This is a genomic window from Nesterenkonia pannonica, from assembly GCF_019575955.1.
Taxonomy (GTDB): Bacteria; Actinomycetota; Actinomycetes; order Actinomycetales; family Micrococcaceae; genus Nesterenkonia; species Nesterenkonia pannonica.
Genome location: NZ_CP080575.1, coordinates 1,363,314 through 1,381,655, shown reverse-complemented (window position 1 = coordinate 1,381,655; position 18,342 = coordinate 1,363,314). Strand labels below are relative to the sequence as shown.

14 protein-coding genes, 1 tRNA gene and 9 pseudogenes are annotated in these 18,342 nt (G+C 65.1%); 4 read left to right on the top strand and 20 right to left on the bottom strand.

Going from position 1 to position 18,342, the window contains the following annotated elements:
* Positions 1 to 47: 47 nt before the first annotated feature.
* The 7 genes and pseudogenes from K0H76_RS09985 to K0H76_RS09955 all read right to left on the bottom strand — a co-directional run.
* Positions 48 to 1,420: pseudogene (locus K0H76_RS09985) on the bottom strand (GTP-binding protein); the annotation flags it as partial.
* A 1-nt stretch (position 1,421) separates the two neighbouring features.
* Positions 1,422 to 2,341: pseudogene (gene cysD, locus K0H76_RS09980) on the bottom strand (sulfate adenylyltransferase subunit CysD).
* A gap of 79 nt (positions 2,342 to 2,420) precedes the next feature.
* A pseudogene (locus K0H76_RS09975) lies at positions 2,421 to 3,148 on the bottom strand (phosphoadenylyl-sulfate reductase).
* Entirely contained in the window at positions 3,145 to 3,279 is a 135-nt protein-coding gene (locus tag K0H76_RS09970) for a hypothetical protein (protein WP_258932889.1), read from the bottom strand. The pseudogene K0H76_RS09975 and the gene K0H76_RS09970 overlap by 4 nt, the downstream one beginning before the upstream one ends.
* Positions 3,280 to 3,287: 8 nt before the next feature.
* A pseudogene (locus K0H76_RS09965) lies at positions 3,288 to 4,875 on the bottom strand (nitrite/sulfite reductase); the annotation flags it as partial.
* A 131-nt stretch (positions 4,876 to 5,006) separates the two neighbouring features.
* Complete coding sequence (locus tag K0H76_RS09960; RefSeq protein WP_258932888.1) at positions 5,007 to 5,519, bottom strand: rhodanese-like domain-containing protein; 513 nt, start codon at positions 5,517 to 5,519, stop codon at positions 5,007 to 5,009.
* Entirely contained in the window at positions 5,501 to 5,806 is a 306-nt protein-coding gene (locus K0H76_RS09955; protein ID WP_258932887.1) for a rhodanese-like domain-containing protein, read from the bottom strand. Before K0H76_RS09955 ends, K0H76_RS09960 begins: the two co-directional genes overlap by 19 nt.
* Before the next feature lie 141 nt (positions 5,807 to 5,947).
* On the opposite strand from K0H76_RS09955, the gene K0H76_RS09950 reads away from it, so the two are divergent.
* From K0H76_RS09950 to K0H76_RS09935, 4 genes are all read left to right on the top strand, one after another.
* Positions 5,948 to 6,685, top strand: coding sequence for an FAD-dependent oxidoreductase (locus K0H76_RS09950; RefSeq protein ID WP_258932886.1), 738 nt, complete (start codon positions 5,948 to 5,950; stop codon positions 6,683 to 6,685).
* Positions 6,675 to 6,848 carry a hypothetical protein gene (locus K0H76_RS09945; protein WP_258935380.1) on the top strand — a complete coding sequence of 58 codons (174 nt, stop codon included), beginning with the start codon at positions 6,675 to 6,677 and terminating at the stop codon, positions 6,846 to 6,848. The genes K0H76_RS09950 and K0H76_RS09945 overlap by 11 nt, the downstream gene beginning before the upstream one ends.
* Positions 6,845 to 7,321, top strand: a complete 477-nt coding sequence (locus K0H76_RS09940; RefSeq protein ID WP_258932885.1) for an FAD-dependent oxidoreductase — start codon at positions 6,845 to 6,847, stop codon at positions 7,319 to 7,321. The genes K0H76_RS09945 and K0H76_RS09940 overlap by 4 nt, the downstream gene beginning before the upstream one ends.
* A gap of 49 nt (positions 7,322 to 7,370) precedes the next feature.
* Positions 7,371 to 7,446: transfer RNA gene (locus tag K0H76_RS09935), tRNA-OTHER, on the top strand.
* Between the two features lie 824 nt (positions 7,447 to 8,270).
* Here K0H76_RS09935 and K0H76_RS09930 read toward each other — a convergent pair.
* From K0H76_RS09930 to K0H76_RS09870, 13 genes and pseudogenes are all read right to left on the bottom strand, one after another.
* Entirely contained in the window at positions 8,271 to 8,588 is a 318-nt protein-coding gene (locus K0H76_RS09930) for a hypothetical protein (RefSeq protein WP_258932884.1), read from the bottom strand.
* A gap of 199 nt (positions 8,589 to 8,787) precedes the next feature.
* A complete protein-coding gene (locus K0H76_RS09925; protein ID WP_258932883.1) occupies positions 8,788 to 9,138 on the bottom strand; it encodes a DUF6308 family protein in 351 nt (116 codons plus the stop codon).
* A gap of 481 nt (positions 9,139 to 9,619) precedes the next feature.
* Positions 9,620 to 9,886, bottom strand: a pseudogene (locus tag K0H76_RS09920) (YrhK family protein); the annotation flags it as partial.
* Positions 9,887 to 10,390: 504 nt separating this feature from the next.
* Positions 10,391 to 11,605 carry a formaldehyde dehydrogenase, glutathione-independent gene (fdhA, locus tag K0H76_RS09915; protein ID WP_258932882.1) on the bottom strand — a complete coding sequence of 405 codons (1,215 nt, stop codon included), beginning with the start codon at positions 11,603 to 11,605 and terminating at the stop codon, positions 10,391 to 10,393.
* A gap of 132 nt (positions 11,606 to 11,737) precedes the next feature.
* Positions 11,738 to 13,272, bottom strand: a pseudogene (gene der / locus K0H76_RS09910) (ribosome biogenesis GTPase Der).
* Complete coding sequence (gene cmk, locus K0H76_RS09905; protein ID WP_146338771.1) at positions 13,269 to 13,964, bottom strand: (d)CMP kinase; 696 nt, start codon at positions 13,962 to 13,964, stop codon at positions 13,269 to 13,271. The pseudogene der and the gene cmk overlap by 4 nt, the downstream one beginning before the upstream one ends.
* A 2-nt stretch (positions 13,965 to 13,966) precedes the next feature.
* Positions 13,967 to 15,048: pseudogene (locus tag K0H76_RS09900) on the bottom strand (prephenate dehydrogenase).
* Positions 15,045 to 15,578 carry a pseudouridine synthase gene (locus tag K0H76_RS09895; RefSeq protein WP_258932881.1) on the bottom strand — a complete coding sequence of 178 codons (534 nt, stop codon included), beginning with the start codon at positions 15,576 to 15,578 and terminating at the stop codon, positions 15,045 to 15,047. The pseudogene K0H76_RS09900 and the gene K0H76_RS09895 overlap by 4 nt, the downstream one beginning before the upstream one ends.
* Positions 15,578 to 15,856 (bottom strand): S4 domain-containing protein, encoded by a 279-nt coding sequence (locus tag K0H76_RS09890; RefSeq protein WP_258932880.1) that lies wholly within the window; start codon positions 15,854 to 15,856, stop codon positions 15,578 to 15,580. The genes K0H76_RS09895 and K0H76_RS09890 overlap by 1 nt, the downstream gene beginning before the upstream one ends.
* Positions 15,857 to 16,027: 171 nt before the next feature.
* Positions 16,028 to 16,578, bottom strand: a pseudogene (locus K0H76_RS09885) (SMC-Scp complex subunit ScpB); the annotation flags it as partial.
* A 68-nt stretch (positions 16,579 to 16,646) separates the two neighbouring features.
* Positions 16,647 to 17,114 carry a segregation/condensation protein A gene (locus tag K0H76_RS09880; protein ID WP_258935379.1) on the bottom strand — a complete coding sequence of 156 codons (468 nt, stop codon included), beginning with the start codon at positions 17,112 to 17,114 and terminating at the stop codon, positions 16,647 to 16,649.
* The gene (locus K0H76_RS09875; RefSeq protein WP_258935378.1) at positions 17,087 to 17,335 is read right to left on the bottom strand and encodes a segregation/condensation protein A; all 249 of its coding nucleotides are present in this window, start codon (positions 17,333 to 17,335) and stop codon (positions 17,087 to 17,089) included. The genes K0H76_RS09880 and K0H76_RS09875 overlap by 28 nt, the downstream gene beginning before the upstream one ends.
* A gap of 123 nt (positions 17,336 to 17,458) precedes the next feature.
* Positions 17,459 to 18,340, bottom strand: a pseudogene (locus K0H76_RS09870) (ParA family protein); the annotation flags it as partial.
* Positions 18,341 to 18,342: the final 2 nt, after the last annotated feature.

Genomic DNA, 18,342 nt, shown 5'->3' with positions numbered 1-18,342 from the left:
GTCCTCCGCAGAGTCAGCACCCTGCTCTTCGGGGCCTCGGGCAGGATGATCAGTCCGGCGGCCAGTGTATTGCCGTCCGCTGGATCGATCAGCAGCGAGGCTCCGGTGCGCTTGGATGCGGTGTAGTCGTCCACGGGCAGCGCCGCGGCGAGCTTGATCGTGGCGGTTCCTATGTCGTTGAGCTCCAACTGATCAGAATTGTCCGCGTTTAAGGTGCTCAGGTCCAGTCGGGTACGGATTTCGCTGATCAGCGCCTTGACGGTCGTTGTCCCGTGCTTGAAGAGCACGCGGGTCCCCACCGATGCTTAGGCTTCTCGTGCAGCCACGCCAGACGGACCCGCACCTCGTCGAGCTCCTGCGCTTAGCTCTGCCTCAGCAGTGAGCACAGCGCCGCGGGAGACGTCGTACTGCCCGGCCAGCTCCACCACCACCGATTCGCCTGCGGCCGCTGCCTCACCTTCAGCGAGGTCTGCCTGCAGCCCGGTGCGTCGCACTGCCGTCACCTCGGTGACGTGCGCGCCCGGCTGAATCCTCACCCTGTCTCCTGGGCTGAGCCGCCCGGCCGCGAGCTGGTAAGCGTACCCGCGAAAATCTGCGAACTCATCGCCGGGCACGCCCGGTGCCAGGCCGCCCTGGGGCCTGATGACTGTCTGGACCGGAAGCCTCATCGGCTCCTCGAGGCGGTGCTGGGCATCAGCATCAGGGAGGTGCTCGAGGATCGGCAGCAGAGCCTGCCCGGCGTACCAGGGCGTCCTCTGCGAGACGGTGACTACGTTGTCGCCGCGCAGAGCGGAGACGGGCACCACGATCGGGTCCGCCGCATCGGGGCGGAGCGCGTCGCTGTGGCCGCGAAGCTCTCGTGCCACACGCAGGATCTCTGCCTCCACCGTGCGGAACGCCTCCTCGCTGTAGTCGAGGGCGTCGATCTTGTTCACGGCGATGATGATGTGCTCGACCCGAAGCAGAGCGGCCACTGCCAAGTGCCGGCGAGTCTGCTCGACGACGCCGTTGCGCACGTCGACCAGAAGGACCACCGCGTCCGCAGTGGAGCGCCGGTGACCGTATTCCGCGTGTATTGGACATGCCCGGGGCAGTCGGCGAGCACGAAGCTGCGCTGATCGGTCGCAAAGTAGCGGTACGCGACGTCGATGGTGATGCCCTGCTCACGCTCAGAGCGCAGCCCGTCCGTCAGCAGCGCCAGATCCAGGGGCTGGCCAGACTCATCGAAGGCCTCTCCGAAGCCGCGCTCGGCAGAGGTGCGGGCGACCGCTGCGAGCTGGTCGCTGAGGATGGCCTGCGCATCGTGGAGCAATAAGCCCACCAGGGTGGACTTGCCGTCGTCGACGCTTCCGGCAGTGGCGAGACGGAAAAGGGTGCCCGACGGCGTCGCCGTCCGCGGAGATTCAGCGCTCACAGTCATATCAGAAATACCCGTCCTTCTTCCTGTCCTCCATGGCCGCTTCGGAGAGGCGGTCATCGGCGCAGGTTGCTCCGCGCTCAGTGACCGTGGCCTCGGCAACCTCCTGCAGAACCAGCTCATTGTTCACGGCGGCCGAGTCCACTGCCCCGGTGCAGGACATATCCCCGACCGTGCGGTACCTCACCAGCCGGGTCTGCGTCGACTCCCCGGGGCGGGGTGGCTGAACAGGCCGACCGCCCGGATCATCCCGTCGCGGTGGAAGACCTCACGCTCGTGGGCGTAGTACAGAGGCGGCAGCTCGATGCTCTCGTAGGCGATGTAGCGCCACACATCCAGCTCAGTCCAGTTGCTGATGGGAAAGGCGCGCACGTGCTGGCCCGGCTTGTGCCGCCCGTTGTACAGGTTCCAGAGCTCAGGCCGCTGCGAGCGCGGGTCCCACTGCCCGAACTCATCGCGCAGCGAGATGATCCGCTCCTTCGCCCGGGCACGGTCCTCGTCCCGGCGAGCGCCTCCGAAGACGGCGTCGAACCGGTTCTCCGCGATGGTTCGCAGCAGGGGCACGGTCTGCAGGGGGTTCCGTGTGCCGTCAGCGCGCTCCTGGAGCTCGCCGGTGTCGATGAGGTCCTGGACCGAGCCGACCACCAGGCGCAGGCCCATCTGTTCGACGGTCCGGTCGCGGAAGTCGATGACCTCGGGGAAGTTGTGGCCGGTGTCGATGTGGACCACAGGGAATGGGACCCGGCCGGGCCAGAAGGCTTTGGATGCGAGGTGAAGCATCACCACGGAATCTTTGCCGCCGGAGAAGAGCATCGCTGGTCGGTCGAACTCTGCGACGACCTCGCGGATGATGTGGATGGCTTCAGCCTCCAGGCGTGCCAGCGCCGTGGTGTAAACGGCCGAGAGGACGCCGTCCTGCGCCAGCTGCTGTGCGGTGCGCTGGGCTTCGGGTGCGGTGGTGGTCATGGGTTCCTCGAGGGTGCTGGTCGGGGTGCGGTGCTGGTCAGGAGGTGGAGTCGGTGGTGTGGATGCCGCATTCGACCTTTCCGGTGCCGGCCCAGCGTCCTGAGCGGGGATCTTCGCCTGGTGCCACGGGGCGGGTGCACGGTCTGCATCCGATGGACGGGTAGCCGTGCTGCAGCAGCATGTTCACGGGGACGTCGTGGTCCGCGGCGTAGCCGACGAGATCGTCGAAGCTCCAGGTGGCCAGCGGGTTCACCTTCACCAGCCCGTGCATCTCGTCCCAGGTGATCAGGGGTGTGCCGCTGCGGGTCGGGGCCTCGTCCCGGCGGACTCCGGTGAACCAGACCCTGTACCCGGACAGTGTCTGTCCCAGCGGCTCCATCTTTCGCATGCGGCAGCAGGCGGCCGGGTCGCGGGCGAAGAGGTCCTTGCCGTACTGCTCGTCCTGCTCCTCCACGGTGAGCTTGGGCTGCACGTCGACGATTCTGACGTTCAGGCGGTGCTCGACGTCGTTGCGCGCAGCGATGGTCTCGGCGAAGTGGTAGCCGGTCTCGAGGAAGAGCACGTCCACCCCTGGAACCTGGTCGGCGACCAGTGCGGGCAGCACCGCGTCCTGCATGGAGCAGGCGACGGCCACGTCCGGAGTGTCGAAATGTGCGGCCACCCAGGCGACGACCTCTTCTGCGGGGCGTCCCAGGCCAGTTCCTCGGCACCGGATTCGGCGAGCGCTCTGAGCTGGTCGGGGTTCAGGGCGGCGGCGGTGCTCATGCGGAACGTCCTTCCCACTGGTGCTGGAGGACGTCGTCGTCGACCCGGTGCGCCCAGACCGCGAACGTCTCGGACGCGGACTCTCGGGTGCTCAGGTAGCGGCGGATGAGCTTCTCGACGTAGGCGGCCACCCCTCGCGGGAGACCTTCAGCCCGCGGACGGTGCGGCCGAGGCCCGCTTCCTCGTCGCGGTCGGAGGACGTGAGCCCGCCTCCGAGGTGCACTTGGTAGCCGGGGTCTGCTCTCCGTCGTCACCGGCCATCAGCTGGCCTTTGAGCCCGATGTCTGCGACCTGGATGCGGGCGCAGGAGTTGGGGCATCCGTTGATGTTCAGCGTGAGGCGCTCCGGCAGCTGGTCGGCGACATCGGCCAAGGCCTCTTCCAGCTGGCCGATCACGGTGATGCCCGTGGATTTGGTCTCAACGAAGGAGAGTTTGCAGAACTCGATGCCGGTGCATGCCATGGTGGACCGTCGGAAGACGCTTGGGCTGGGGTCAGGCCGAGCGCGGAGAGGCCGTCGCTTGAGGGATTCGACCTTCTCCGCGGCCACGTCGAGCACCACGATCTTCTGGTGGGGAGTGGTGCGCAGCCGCTGCGAGCCGTGAGCTTCGATGAGATCGGCCAGCTCCAGAAGAAGCTCTCCGTTGACGCGTCCGACGGCAGGGGCGGCTCCTATGTAGAACCTTCCGTCCTTCTGGGCGTGGACGCCGATATGGTCCCCGGGGCTGGTCGGCGTAAGCGGCTCGGGGCCGTCGGTGAGGGACCGCCCGAGGTATTCGTCCTCGATCACCTGGCGGAACTTCTCCGGGCCCCAGTCTGCGAGCAGGAACTTCAGCCGGGCTTTGGCGCGAAGGCGCCGGTAGCCGTAGTCCCGGAAGCACTGGGTGACTGCGTGCCACACATCAGGGGCCTCATCCTCAGTGAGGAAGACCCCGAGGCGCTCGGCCAGGCGGGGGTTCGTGGAGAGCCCTCCCCGACCCAGAGGTCGAATCCCGGCCCCAGTTCGGGGTGGACCACACCGACCAGCGAGAAGTCGTTGATCTCGTGGACGACGTCTTGGCTCGGATGGCCGGTGATGGCTGACTTGTACTTGCGCGGCAGGTTGGAGAGCTCAGGGTCGCCGATGTAGCGCCGAGAGATCTCCTGTATGACGGCGGTGGGGTCGATGATCTCGTCGGCGGCGATGCCGGCGACGGGCGAGCCGAGGATCACGCGCGGCGTGTCGCCGCAGGCCTCGGTGGTGCCCAGTCCGACCGATTCCAAGCGCCGCCAGATCTCCGGCATGTCCTCCACCCGCACCCAGTGCAGCTGAACGTTCTGCCTGTCGGTGATGTCGGCGGTGCTGCGCCCGAAGTCTCTGGAGAGCTCCCCGATGAGTCTGAGCTGATCTGTCGTCAGGGCGCCGCCGTCGAGGCGGATGCGGAGCATGAAGTACTCGTCGTCGACCTCTTCGGGGAAGAGAGTTGTGGGCACCTGGGGGTACGCCGGGGCGGCGCTGGGTGTAGAGACCCCACCACCGAAAGCGGCCGCGCAGGTCGTCAGGATCGATGGAGGCGAAGCCCTGCTTGGAGTAGATCTCCTCGATTCGCTGACGAACGTTGAGCCCGTCGTCCTCCTGCTTGAACTCTTCGTTGTGGTTGAGGGCTCCTGGCCGTCGACCTTCCATTGGCCGTTGGGCTTCTTCTGCCGCGGCGGCCGCGCGGGACGAGAACTGGTCTCAGTGGACATATTGAAACGGTACGCCTCTCCGCGGCTCAGAAAATAGCTGCGCGTAAGTTTTGTTCACATTCGCGTTCAGCGCTCAGGGGCGCAGGCCCACCATGACCGATCGCTGCTCATCGCGGGTCCACTGGCTGTAGCTAAGCCGAGTAGAGGACGGCGTCGAATCCGGCCAGCTCCAAGGCGATGACCGAGTGGGCCGAATGCAGGCCTGAGGTGCAGTAGACGGCGACCGGACGCTCCGGGTCGACACCGAGGCTCAGGTATCGTAAGCGCAGGTGCTCGGTAGGCAGAAAGCGTCCCTGAGCGTCCACGCTTCCGGTCGCCGGGGCGCTGATGGCCCCGGGAATGTGGCCCGGCCGAACGCTCAGCGGGTCATGGTCGCCGGTGTAGCGGTCCGTGGGGCGAGCATCCAGCAGGGTGGCCTCGTGCGCGAACGCTGCCGCTTCGTCGGCCTCCAGCAGCGGCAGCTGCCCGGGCCGGACCAGAGCACTGCCCGTCTCAGGCAGGTGCAGGGCGTCCGCGAGCGGGTACTCGGCGGCGGTCCACGCCCGCAGAGAGCCGTCGAGGACGCGGACGTCCGGGAAGCCTGCCCACTTCAGCAGCCACCAGGCTCGGGCCGAGGACAGGTTCTTCAGATCGTCGTAGACCACCACTGTCTCGCTGCCGCTGGGCCCCAGCGCTGCACCGTCTCCTGGAAGTCCGACGGTGCCGGCGGCGGGTGGCGGCCCTGCCCGTTGTTGGCTGACATGGGATCGGCGAGCTCGTAGTCGAGGTCGACGAACACAGCGCCGGGGATGTGTCCCTGCAGGTATTCGGGCAGGCCCTCGGGGCGATCCTGCCGCCACCGGACGTCGAGGATCTTCACCTGTGGGTCATCGATTCGAGCGTGCAGCTCAGCGGCGGACATCAGGTGAGGCAGTGTCTCGCGGTAGGCCATAGCGGCATATTGTATGCGAATATTTTGAACATAAAGAGCACCAGGTGATGCGGTGTGCGCACAGAGTGATCAGGTCGCTCGTTACGCTCGAGTCCAGGGTTCCTGGAGTTTCCCTGTAGATTCGCCCATTAATTTCCGTCTATGCCTGATAATGCGAAGCACGCCATTGTCGTTGGGGCGGGCCTGGCCGGACTGGCGGCCGCCGTGGATCTTGTCGACGCCGGCCACCGGGTCACGGTGCTTGAACGAGCCGAGCAGGTTGGGGGCCGGACCTCGAGCTGGAAAGCCGACGGCATGACCGTGGAATCCGGACTCCACCGCTTCATGAGCTCATTCACCGCAACGACAGACCTCATCCGACGCACCGGCACGGATCTCGAAGACATCGTGGTCTGGGAGGATGAGGTCGAGATCATCACCCCCGATGGCGGGCCCAAGGCCGAGTTCGGCGCGTCGGTGGTGCATCGGCCGATCAAGTCCGTCGGCGAGGCGCTGGGCAACAATGACTTCCTGCCCATGACGGAGAAGGCGAAGCTCGGCAAGATGCTCGCCGCCGCGGCGAAGCAGCACAGCAGGGAGGACGAGTCCCTCGACGGCCTCAGCGTCCAGGAGTTCGCGCTGAAGCACGGCCTGGCAGAGGCGACCATCGACCGCATCCTGGCGCCGCTGACCGACGGGCTCTTCAGCGTTCCGGCGGATCAGTTCTCGATGGCGACGTTCATGAACCTCACTTCCTCGTACTGGGACACCAGCCCATCATCGCGCGTGGGAGCCTTCGCAGGTCCCATGACGGAGGTCCTCGCGGAGCCCATCGCCGAATATCTGCGCACCAGGAGCGACAGTCCGGACCTCCTGCGCAGTCGAGCAGCTGGTCACTGACGCCGGTGAGGTCACCGGGGTGCGGACTGACGACGAGACGCTGGTGGCAGATGTAGTGGTGCTGGCCTCATCCATCGGCCCAGCTCAGGAGCTGGTGCGTCAGCAGCTGTCCGGCGAGCCGTCCTTCGACGCGTTCCTGAGCATGGAGCACTCCCCATCGTGAGCCTGCAGTTCGAGCTCGCGGAGCCGCTCCTGCCGCAGGACCGCTCCACATTCGGACCCGGCACCATGCTCGGGTGGTTCGCCGAACAGTCGCGCACCACGTTTGCCGACTCCAGGGGCCGGGTGAGCATTGTGTGCACCGAGCCGGAGGCACACCGCGGAACCGACTCATGGGAGCTGGCGAAGCAGGCCTTCGAGGAGGCCGACCGGCTGGGACTGGACCTGCGGCACAAGATGCTGGACTTCCGCAAGATCGTCATGCCTGAGGACTTCTACCCGCCCAAGCCCGGCAATGACGCCAAGCGCCCGAAGCAGCGCACCTCCATCAACGGCCTGGTGCTCGCAGGCGACTACACAGCGCAGAAGTACCTGGGCACCATGGAAGGGGCCGTCGTCTCCGGGCAGCTGGCCGCGCAGGCAGCCATGGCGCAGGAGCTCTCGGGCCGAGTCGCTGAGCCGTCAAACCTCATGTAGACTTTCGGGGTGCTTCCGCCGGGGTTCGCTTCGGCGCAGAGCACGTCTACGGGCTATAGCGCAGCTTGGTAGCGCGTCCGTCTGGGGACGGAAGGTCGTGGGTTCAAATCCCGCTAGCCCGACCAACATGCAGAGCCTCTGCTTCCTTGTAGAACAAGGGAAGCGGAGGCTTTTTGCTGACCCGGAATGGTCCCGGAGACGCCGTTTCGAAGGTCACTAGTGACGTGACAAGTAGACTTCTGCGCACACTGCCAGTGGTCGTTTATGGCCACGCATGGCGTCAATCGAGACCGTCCTGGTGGCCAGTCTCACCGCTCCCCTGACCGGCCCAAGCGAACCTCCAAAGCACTGCGTCAAAGACGCCTCACGGGTGCGGGCTCCAGACGCAATGGAGTCTCCCCAGCAGCTGTCCGGACCTGAGCTGGTAGACCACTCAGCAATCCTTGAATCTCGGAGTCGAGCATCAGTTCACGGAAGACGCACCAGTCATTCTCTCGGTCTCCTAGGTCCTGCATCCCAAGGAGTTTGCACACCTCACTGTCTCGGACAGGGAAGAGCTCAGGTCGTTTCCGTGCGGTGACCTTGCTAGCTGTGACCCAGGTGCTGGACGCCTTTGTCCCCGCCTTGGCTAGCGAATCCTTGACCAGGTCGTAGAACTCGCACCTCGCCCCGGAGTCCTGGGCTGCAGTCTCCTGCGTAGTTGCCTTCAGGGTTGTAAGAAATCCGCCAGACGCTGAGGCGTGCCAGCGTCGAGAAGAGCCGTAAGCGCCCGATTGCGAGCGAGATCGATAGTGTCTTGCTTGACCGCGGGAAGAATTTGAACTGTCACAGGGCCCGTCTCCTCGAATCGCGGGTTATGCATCTCCCGCGAACTCTGCTCAATTCGTCGACCTCAGCCGCTCACACTTCCCAGCCCTGGGCCGTGTCACAGCCACGCGACACCGTAACCTCATGAGGGCTCTTCGGCCGTCCCCCTCATGCTCATCCATGGGGAGCACAGCATCCCGCCCCACGAGGGCCGCCAGCCCGGTATCGACGCGCCCAGCGCGGTCCATGGAAGACGGTCGAGGATGTAGCCGGAGCCTCCATCAACCCCAGGGCAGCTCACCTGAACGATCATGCACACGTACGGATCTGCGTGGCCTGGGATCACGGGCTGCTCGTCCGTGAGATAGCGGAGAAGGTGGGAATCATTGAACGTGCGGCACAGCGCATCCGGGCCGAACTCCTCAACGAGGGGTACTTGGACCGAGAGCGTGTCGGACACCGGAATCGCTGTCGTGTGCACCCGGAGCTGCCCCTGCGGCACCCCTGGAGCGCCACCATCGGGTCGGCGAACTGCTGACCGCCCTCAACGATGGTGCTAATTGAGGCAGGAAAAGTTGGGTTCGAACCTCGGAGCCCTCGAGGGGATGACCATCTAGAGGCGGCCGATTACCACCCGCCGACGAACCCGCTCCTGACGGCTAGTGGCCGGAATTACCCGCAAACCTCCAGAGCACGGCATCGAGCAGCCTCAAGGGCTCTGGCTCAACAACTGGCCGGTTCTCCATCGAAGGTTCTTTAGTAGATGAAGCAAGCACTTCCAGACGTTCTAAAATCTCGGGGTCTCGCATGAGCTCGCGAAAAACCACCCAATCCTTCGCACGATCTCGCAGGTTATGGATACCCAGATATGTACATACGACGCTATCGCGGACAGGAAACAGGCCGGGACGTTTTCGTGCGGTGATTTTGCTGGCCGTTACCCACGCATTAGACGACGCCGTACCTGCGCGAGCTAACGAAGTTTTGATGAAATCGTAAAACTCGCTCATAGGAGCGAAGTCCGCAGGGTAGTGTTCTCCAGGGTGACATCCGGCAACGCATGCAGGAGGCGCGATAGTTCTTGAGCTGTGCCCTCCTCCCCAAGAAACCGGCGCACTGCCCGGGGAGGGATTGTCACGGATAGTGTTGCGGTAGCTACGAGGTCGACCGCCGTCACTGCACCGTGGTCCACTGGTCCCAGCTGCGTGAACGTCGCTCCAGCGTAATTAGTCTCCGGATCATAAAATTCGCGTAAAAGCCGGGGAGTCTTAGCGTCACGCAACGCGATAAACGCCTGCTCTCGTGCATGATCGACAACATTTTCTGACACGGACGGAAACTGGGATGCATTGTCCACGAGAGCTCCTTTTGATACCTGGGCTTACATCCTAACTATATGCTCACCAGAATTCTCCTATCCACGAGGCCTGTCTCATTCGGCTTCGTGTTGCTGAATAGGCTCAGAAGTCCTGCGAGGCTGCGCCTGCCCTCCCCGATGCGCGTGATGTGCATCCGGCGGGCGAGCCGGATGACTGGGCGGATGGGCAGCTGCATATTGCCGATCAGAAACAGCCACGTTCCAATAGTCGTCGTGGATTCACTCAAGAACAGGACGCTGCCGATGATGAACCACAGCGCAATGAGGATGTCGTTGATGATGCTCAGCGTCTCGTAGCGGCCACGGATGATCAGTTCTTCGTGGCCGATGCGCAGAGTCAGGTCGCTGGAGTGATCACTCAGGGATGTCACGATATCCATCGTCCGGAGCAACCGACGCGGCCCCATGGCTCCCTCTCAGCGTCCTGCGACCGCCAAGGGGACGCACGGGTTCGCTGGCTACGGTCGGATCATGATCATCAGGACGATTCTGCTGTGGGTAGGACGAAAGCTTTTTCGACGCTGGCAAGGCCGTGGTCAAGGCGGGCAGGCATCCGCTCACAGATAGCTCGCATGCAGCGCCTGAGGCGCACGCAAATGCGCCCTGCGCATAACCGGCACGTCGAGCACCTACTCGTTCGCGATGAGCGTACTGTCAGGTCATGGATACTCTCTTGACGGCTTGGGATGTCACGCTCCGCTGGTCGCTCATCGCCGGTCCGGTGTTTGTAATGATTGCTTTCGCGCTCTCCGGAGTGCACGTATTCCGGGAACGTTCACGGGTGTACGTCAGCAAATGACGTTCACGCCCTCAACACGCGAAAGGCTCCTGCGACCCGTGATGAAGGGTCGCAGGGAGCCTCTTCGCATCCCGCGCTCCTGAGCTTAGGAGGACACCATCCCATGCGGGTCAATGACAAACTTCCGGGCAACCCCGGAGTCGAACTGCTGGTACGCATCCGGCGCATCGTCCAGTGACACTGGGGTGGCGCTGACGACGTCCGCGATCCTCGCCTTGTCATGGATGATCGCCTTCATCAGCTGCCGGTTGTACTGCTTCACAGGGCACTGACCAGTGGCGAACGTGTGCGACTTCGCCCACCCGAGCCCCAAGCGGACACCCAGTGTGCCCTCCTTGGCGTTGTCATCCGCAGCGCCGGGGTCCCCGGTGACATACAGCCCGGGGATGCCGATTCCGGCACCAGCGCGAGCGACCTCCATACAGTCGTTGAGCACCGTCGCGGGAGCCTCTGCAGCGCCTTCACCATGACCGCGCGCCTCGAAGCCGACCGCATCCACGGCAGCGTCGACCTCCGGCTCACCAAGCACCTCAGCAATCATGTCCGGCAGGCTTCCGTCCCGGGTCAGGTCAATGCCCACGCACCCGAAGCTCTCCGCCTTGGCCAGGCGCTCCTTGTTCATGTCGCCCACCAGCACCGCACCTGCACCCAGCAGCTGAGCAGAGTGCGCGGCCGCAAGCCCCACAGGCCCTGCGCCAGCAATGTACACCGTCGAGCCCGTCGTCACGCCCGCGGTGTATACGCCGTGATAGCCGGTGGGGAAGATGTCCGACAGCATCGTCAGGTCCAGGATCTTCTCCAGCGCCTGATCGCGGTCCGGGAACCTCAGCAGGTTGAAGTCGGCGTAGGGAACCATGACGTACTCGGCCTGACCGCCGATCCAGCCGCCCATATCGACGTAGCCGTATGCGGCCCCAGCCCGGGCGGGATTCACGTTCAGGCAGATGCCGGTCTTTCCGTCATTGCACGTCTGACACCGCCCGCAAGCGATGTTGAACGGCACGGAGCAGATGTCCCCCTGCTTGGTGAACAGGACGTCCTCGCCGACCTCCACCACCTCACCGGTGATCTCATGGCCCAGAGTCTGACCCACAGGAGCCGTTGTCCGCCCTCGGACCATGTGCTGGTCGGAGCCGCAGATGTTTGTGGTGACCACCTTGAGGATCGCAGCATGCGGAGCCTTCTGCGAGATGCCGAAATGGTCCGCGACCTCCTTGGGAATCTCCAGCTTCGGGTAGTCCACGGACTCAATGGCGACCTCACCCGGGCCCTTGTAGACGACAACACGATTCGAGCTCATGACGGACTCCTGCCAGTCGACTGCACCGTGACGAACATCACGGCATGCAAGAACCACGGTAGCCCGAATAAACCCGAAGGTGAAGCACTTTTTAGAATTACAAAAAGACAGTAAATCTAATTTTAATGAGACTCATTTGCGACGCTTGCGCTTCTCACGCACACGCATCTGCACTTCGATCGGAGTGCCGGTGAAATCGAACGTCTCACGCAGCCGCCGAATGATGAATCGCCTATACCCGGGATCCAGGAAGCCCGTGGTGAAGAGCACGAACTTCGGAGGCCGGGTGCTCGGCTGCGTGCCGAAGAGGATCCTCGGCTGCTTGCCGCCGCGCACCGGGTGCGGATGCGCCGCCACCAACTCGCCGAGGAACGCATTGAGCCGCCCCGTGGAGATCCGCTGCTCCCAGTTGGTGAGGACGTGTTCAGAGTAAGCGCGAGCCTGTCCCTGTGCCATCCCGTAAGGGCCGATACGTTGACTCAGGGCGCCCAGGCCACATGCGCAAGATCGCGCTGGATCTCGCGCTCCAGGTAGTAGCGACGCTCCTCGTCCATGAGGTCCCACTTGTTGTAGGCCAGCACCACGGCACGGCCGGAATCGAGCACCATCTGGATGATCCGCACGTCCTGCTCGCTGACCGGCTCCTCCACCGAGACCAGCACCACGGCGACCTCTGCCTTGTCCAGGGCGCGCTGAGTCCTGAGCATCGCATAGTACTCAGAGCCCGCCGCCATGTGCTGACGACGTCTGATCCCCGCGGTGTCCACGAAACGCCACTGCTGCCCGCCGAGCTCGATGAACTCGTCGACCGGATCGCGGGTGGTGCCAGCCACGTCATCGACCACCACTCGGTCAGAGCCTAAGCCAGCTTGTTCAGCAGCGAGGACTTGCCCACATTGGGACGCCCGACCAGCGCCACACGCCGAGGCCCGCCCTGCGGGATCACACCCCGGTGCTGCGCCGTCTCCGGGAGGACTCTCAAGGCTGCGTCCAGCATGTCGCCGGTGCCGGTGCCGTGCAGCGCCGAAATCGGGAACGGCTCCCGAGCCCCAAGTTCCACAGGGCGTAGACCTCGGCCATCTGCGACGAGCCCTCATAGGTGTTGTCGATCTTGTTCGCGGCCAGAATCACCGGCTTGCGCTTGCGGCGCAGCATCTGGACAACGGCTTCGTCGACCGCCGTCGCACCCACCAGACCGTCGACGACGAACACCACGGCATCCGCCTCGTCTACCGCCATCTCAGCTTGGTCAGCGACCTGCTTGGCCATGCCTTTCGCGTCGGCCTCCCAGCCGCCGGTGTCCAAGAGCGTGAAATCTGTGCCGTTCCATTCCGCCTCGTAGGAAACTCGGTCCCGAGTGACGCCGGGGACATCCTCGACCACGGCCTCCCGCGCACGAATGATGCGGTTGACCATCGTCGACTTGCCCACATTGGTAGGCCCACCACTGCCAGCACCGGCGGCGCGGGAAGGTAGAGCTCCTCGGCCTCGCTCTCGACGAAGTCCTCAAGAAGGTCAGCATCGTCCTCCTCGAGCTCATACGCCTCAAAGTAGGCCCGCAGCGCTGCGGCGCGCGCCTGGGCCTCCTCCTCGCTGAGGCTCGCCAGCCGCTCCTCGATGCGGTCCTCACCCTCGGGCACGTACTCGCCCTCTGTGCGGTCACTCATCGCGAAGCATCCTGCAGGGTCTCCACACGGCCGATCAATGAATCCACGGTCTCCTCAAAAGTCAGGTCTGAGCTGTCAAGCACGGCCACCCCATCGGCGGCCTCGGTGAAGTTGGACGCGGCTGAGTCCCTGCGGTCCCGCTCGAGCACCTGGCGTCTCAGGGCTGCCTCGTCCTGCTCGGCGCCGGACTCGGCAGTGAGCTGCAGCCCGCGGCGACGCAGCCGCGCCTCCGCCGATGCCGTCAGCAGCACTCTCACCTGGGCGTCGGGAGCGACCACTGTGGTGATGTCGCGGCCTTCGGCCACGATGAATCCGGACTCGTCGATGATGCGGCGCTGCGCGTCGATCAGCACAGACCGAGCGCGACGGTTCGTCGCCACCTGAGAGACCGCCTCGGAGATCCGCGGCTCACGGATCGCGACGGACACGTCGGTCTCGCCCACCGTGACGCTCTGATGCTGCGGATCAGTGGACAGGTGCAGCGGCATCTCCTCTACCGCCACCGCCACTGCGGCCTCGTCGTCCAGATCCAGCTGCTGGTCCAAGCAGTACCAGGTCGCCGCCCGGTACATCGCCCCGGTGTCGAGATAGTCAGCGCCCAGCTGGGTCGCAGCCGCCCGGCACACGCTGGACTTTCCGCTGCCTGAGGGGCCGTCGACGGCAATGATCATCCGGGAATGTGGTTCAGCCATAACTAAGTCAGCACTACCTTCCATCCTATGTGCGTGAGCGCTTGAGCCAGCTCCTCGGCCCGGCCAGGCAGAACTGAAAGCTCCACCATACCCACCTCATGGCCTGCGGAGTGGTCCATGCGCATGTCTTCGACGTTGGTCCCGATCTCTGCGACGTCATTGAGCAGGGCGGCGATCTGTCCGGGACGGTCGTCGACGATGACGGTGACCACGGTGAATGACTGCGGCGGAGAGCCGTGCTTTCCGGGAATCCGCGCCACCCCGCGTTGCCCTCAGCGATCAGCTGAGCGATGTCGGCCTGACCTCCGGGAGCCCGCGGAGCCTCCAAGGTCCCGATGAGCTGGTTCACGTCCTCGCGCAGGCCATAGAGGATCTCCAAAACGGTAGGCGCGTTGTAGGTGAGGATCTGGACCCACAGGTTCGGGTCGGAGGCGGCGATTCGGGTGACGTCCCGCAGCCCATTGCCGGAGAGGCCCAGCGCCTGCTGGGGGCGTTCTGAAGCCGTGAGGCCACCAGAGAGGCCGCCACCTGCGGCAGGTGGCTGATCAGCGCCACCGACCCATCATGCTGAGCCGGAGTCATCCTGTGCAGACTCGCTCCGAGCAGGCGGGCCAGCTCCTCTGCAGCTGCGACGGTCTCCTCCGGGACGTCCTCGTGGGGGCAGATCACCCACGGCATCGACGTAAAGAGAGCGCCACGGGCGGCCACGGGACCAGAGCGCTCACGACCAGCCATCGGGTGAGTCCCCACATAGCGAGAGAGGTCGAACTCGCCGGGAAACTGGCGGAGCTCGTCCAGCACCGAACCCTTCACCGAAGCGATGTCCACCACGATCGCCTCAGGGTGACGCACCAGCGCCCGATGCACCTCCTCTGCGGTGGCCTCCGGCGGAGCCGCGACCACGACCAGGTCAGGGTGCCTTTCGTCATTCCACACCCTGCTTGGCGCCGATGTCGGCAGCGATGCTCACCGCCACCTGAGAAGGGTCCGAGAGCCATACTTCTTTTCCCGATGCGCGCAGGCCCAAGCCGATGCTGGTCCCCAGAAGGCCGGTGCCTCGTACGAGGACTGTCTGAAAGCTCACCGCGTCCCACCCTGTTCGTTCGGCTGGTCGCTGACGAGGTCGCGCAGGTGCCCCACCTCCCGCGAGGTCAGCTCCCGCACCGTGCCCTGCGCCTGGTCGCCGATGGCGATCCCACCGACGGCGGTGCGCACCAGCCGCGCCACCGGAGCTCCGAAGTGCTCGAAGATCCTCCGGACAATGCGGTTGCGGCCGGAGTGAAGAGTGAGCTGGACCAGCGTTCGTCCGCCGTTCGAGCCCATATGGTGGAAGTCGTCCACCACGATGGGGCCGTCCTCCAGCTCGATGCCTACCCGCAGCTGGGCCTCCGCCTTCCTGGGCAGATTGCCGCGCAGCTCGGCGAGGTAGGTCTTGGGAACCTCGTAGGACGGATGGGTGAGCTGGTGGGCCAGATCCCCGTCATTGGTCAGCAGCAGCAGACCTTCTGTCTCGAAGTCCAGACGGCCGACATGGAACAGCCGCAGCTTCTGCTGCTCCGGGGTCAGGAAGTCTCCGACGCACCGCCGCCCCTCCGGATCGGACATGGTGGTCATCACCCCTGCTTAAACTTGTTCAGCACGGCGTACTGGTGCTCCACGTCGAGGTTCAGCCGAATGCCGTCCACATGGATCGTGACCTGCTCAGGGACCACCCGAACTCCGGGCTCGATCACGGTGCGGCCGTCGATCATGACGCGCCCCTCCGCAATGAGATTCTCGCTGACCCGGCGGGAAGCCACACCGGCGGAGGCCAGAACCTTCTGCAGGCGGGTGCCCTCCGGGTCATGCACGGCCCGGAAGTTCTCCTCGGCCTCATCGGCGCGCAGCTTCACACGCTTGGGCTCGGAGGAGATCAGACGGTGCTTCGCCTGATTCGCGAAGGGACCTCCGGATGTGCCCGGCTTGGGGTGCGTGCGGCACGGGACGCTCTGGGCGCACGGCCGCCCGGACCCCTCGAAGACATGGCCGCCAGTCTACCGGCCACAGGGCGCACCGCAGTGCGCTTACTCAGAGGCCCGGCTCCTGCTCGCTGAAGTCTGCTTCGACGAGGTCCCCACGCCCGGCAGGTGCGGGCTGAGCTGCGGAAGATCATCCAGTGAGTCGAGCCCCAGACGTTCGAGGAATTCGGTGGTCGTCATGTAGAGCGTGGCCCCTGTGGCCGGGTCAGTGCCCGCGATGTCCAGCAGGCCTCGAGTGACCAGTGTGCGCACCACCCCGTCGACGCTCACACCGCGAATCGCAGCCACCGCTGAGCGTGAGACCGGCTGCCGGTACGCGATCACGGCGAGGGTCTCCAGCGCAGCCTGGGACAGCTTCGCCGTCTGACCGCCGAGCATGAAGGCAGAGACCGGTTCGGAGAAGCGCTCCCGCGAGTAGTAGCGCCAGCCCCCGGCCACCTCACGCAGCTCGAAGCCTCTCTGCCGCCCGGAGCTGCCGTCAGCTTCGGCCCTGAGCTCGTCGAGCAGGGGCTGAACGTGGTGGAGGGCAGTCCCACAGCGGCCGCCAGATCCGCTGCGGGCACGGGCTGCTCGGCGACCATCAGCACTGCCTCGAGCGCACCCAGCCGATCCTCGTGCGAGGTCAGAGGCTGCCCCTGGTCCGACTCGGGCTCCGGACGCTGCGTCATCGGTCCTCGATCTCCTCCGCCTGCGATTCGCCGTCAGCCCAGGTCACCGTCAGCTCGCCCAATGGAACCGGCTGATCGAGTGAGACGACGCGGTCGCGGAAGAGCTCCAGCAGCACCATGAAGCGCACTACCACCACAGCCTGCGCATCGGCGTCGGCCACGAGCTGCTGGAAGGTGACCCGTCCCGCCTCGCGCAGCATCCGCAGCACCTGCTGCCTCTCCGCCGCGGAGTCGACTGATGTGTGGAGGTGCTCGAGGCGAACCTCGTCGGGCTCGGCCGCGCGTCGCCCGAAGGCCTTCTCCGCCAGCGCACGCAGGTCCTCAGGGGTTGCGTTGAATATCAGCTCGGGCAGCACCCCGGCGAGCGCGGGGTCGGTGCCCGGCTGGCGGGCGACGCGTCGCTCGTTGGCGCCCACGGCATCCCCGAGATGGCGTGCTATCTCCTTGAAGGCCCGGTACTGCAGCAGGCGGGCGAACAGCAGGTCTCGAGCCTCGAGGGCGGCGAGGTCCTCCTCCGAATCGGGCTCGGATCCGGGAGGAGCTGAACGATCTTCAGATCCAGCAGCGTCGCGGCGACGAAGACGAAGTTGGACGACTCGTCGAGTGCACGGCGGGCATCCAGCGTCCGCACGTAGGAGAGGAATTCGTCGGTGACCTCTCCCAGGGCGACAGCGGTGACATCCATCCTGCGCTTGGCGATCAGGCCCAGCAGCAGGTCGAAGGGGCCGTCGAAGTTCTCCAGGCTGAGCCGGAAGCCTGGTGCCTCCGTCTCAGCGTCCAGCAGCTCCGAGCTCATGCGAGGATCACGGGCTGCGCCGCGGCCGATGAGCTCGCGCGCCAGCTGACGGTATGCCTTGGCTCCGTCGTGCTTCTGGGCGTAGGAGGTGATCGGCTCTGCCGCCACCGTGGCATCTGGGAACTTCACGGATCGTTTGATGACGGTCTCGAAGACCCGGTCGCCGAAGGCTTCGACGATGCGCTGAATGACTTCCTTGGCGTGGGTGGTGCGCAGATCGACCATGGTCACCAGCACGCCGTCGACTTCAAGGTCCGGGTTGATGCGGTCCTGGACCTTCTCGATGGTCTCCTTCAGCAGCGCCACCGCCCGCAGGGCGAAGAACTCGGCCACCAGGGGAATGATCACTCCGTGGGCTGCCGTGAGGGCGTTGACGGTCAGAAGCCCCAATGAGGGCTGACAGTCGATGATGATGACGTCATAGTCGTCGCGGACCTCGCGCAGTGCTCGCTGCAGCACCTGTTCGCGCCCGACCTCCGTGACCAGCTGAACTTCGGCTGCGGAGAGGTCGATGTTGGCAGGGAGCAGGTCGATCCCACGAATGTGTGTTGAGAGCAGCGCGTCCCGGGTGCGGACGTCCTTCTCCATCATCACGTTGTAGATCGTCACGTCCAGATCGTGGGGTGAGGCTCCCAGGCCCGCGCTGAGAGCTCCCTGCGGGTCGAAGTCGACCATCAGCACCCGACGGCCGTACTCAGCCAGAGCGGCGCCCAGGTTGATGGCCGAGGTCGTCTTCCCCACGCCGCCCTTCTGGTTGACCACCGCGATCGTCCGGGCAGGGCCGTGGGAGTCAAGGGCGTCCGGGATGGGGAACTCGTGCTTGGGCCGTCCAGTGGGACCGATGATGGCGTCCCCGTGAATGGTCACAAGCTCGGTGGGTTCCTGGTCCGTCATGA

Coding starts and splice junctions, on each gene's coding strand:
- K0H76_RS09955 (WP_258932887.1), bottom strand. CDS start 5,806: ATGGCCTACCGCGAGACACTGCCTCACCTGATGTCCGCCGCTGAGCTG.
- K0H76_RS09950 (WP_258932886.1), top strand. CDS start 5,948: ATGCCTGATAATGCGAAGCACGCCATTGTCGTTGGGGCGGGCCTGGCC.
- K0H76_RS09925 (WP_258932883.1), bottom strand. CDS start 9,138: ATGAGCGAGTTTTACGATTTCATCAAAACTTCGTTAGCTCGCGCAGGT.
- fdhA (WP_258932882.1), bottom strand. CDS start 11,605: ATGAGCTCGAATCGTGTTGTCGTCTACAAGGGCCCGGGTGAGGTCGCC.
- cmk (WP_146338771.1), bottom strand. CDS start 13,964: ATGGCTGAACCACATTCCCGGATGATCATTGCCGTCGACGGCCCCTCA.
- K0H76_RS09895 (WP_258932881.1), bottom strand. CDS start 15,578: ATGACCACCATGTCCGATCCGGAGGGGCGGCGGTGCGTCGGAGACTTC.
- K0H76_RS09875 (WP_258935378.1), bottom strand. CDS start 17,335: ATGGATGTCACCGCTGTCGCCCTGGGAGAGGTCACCGACGAATTCCTC.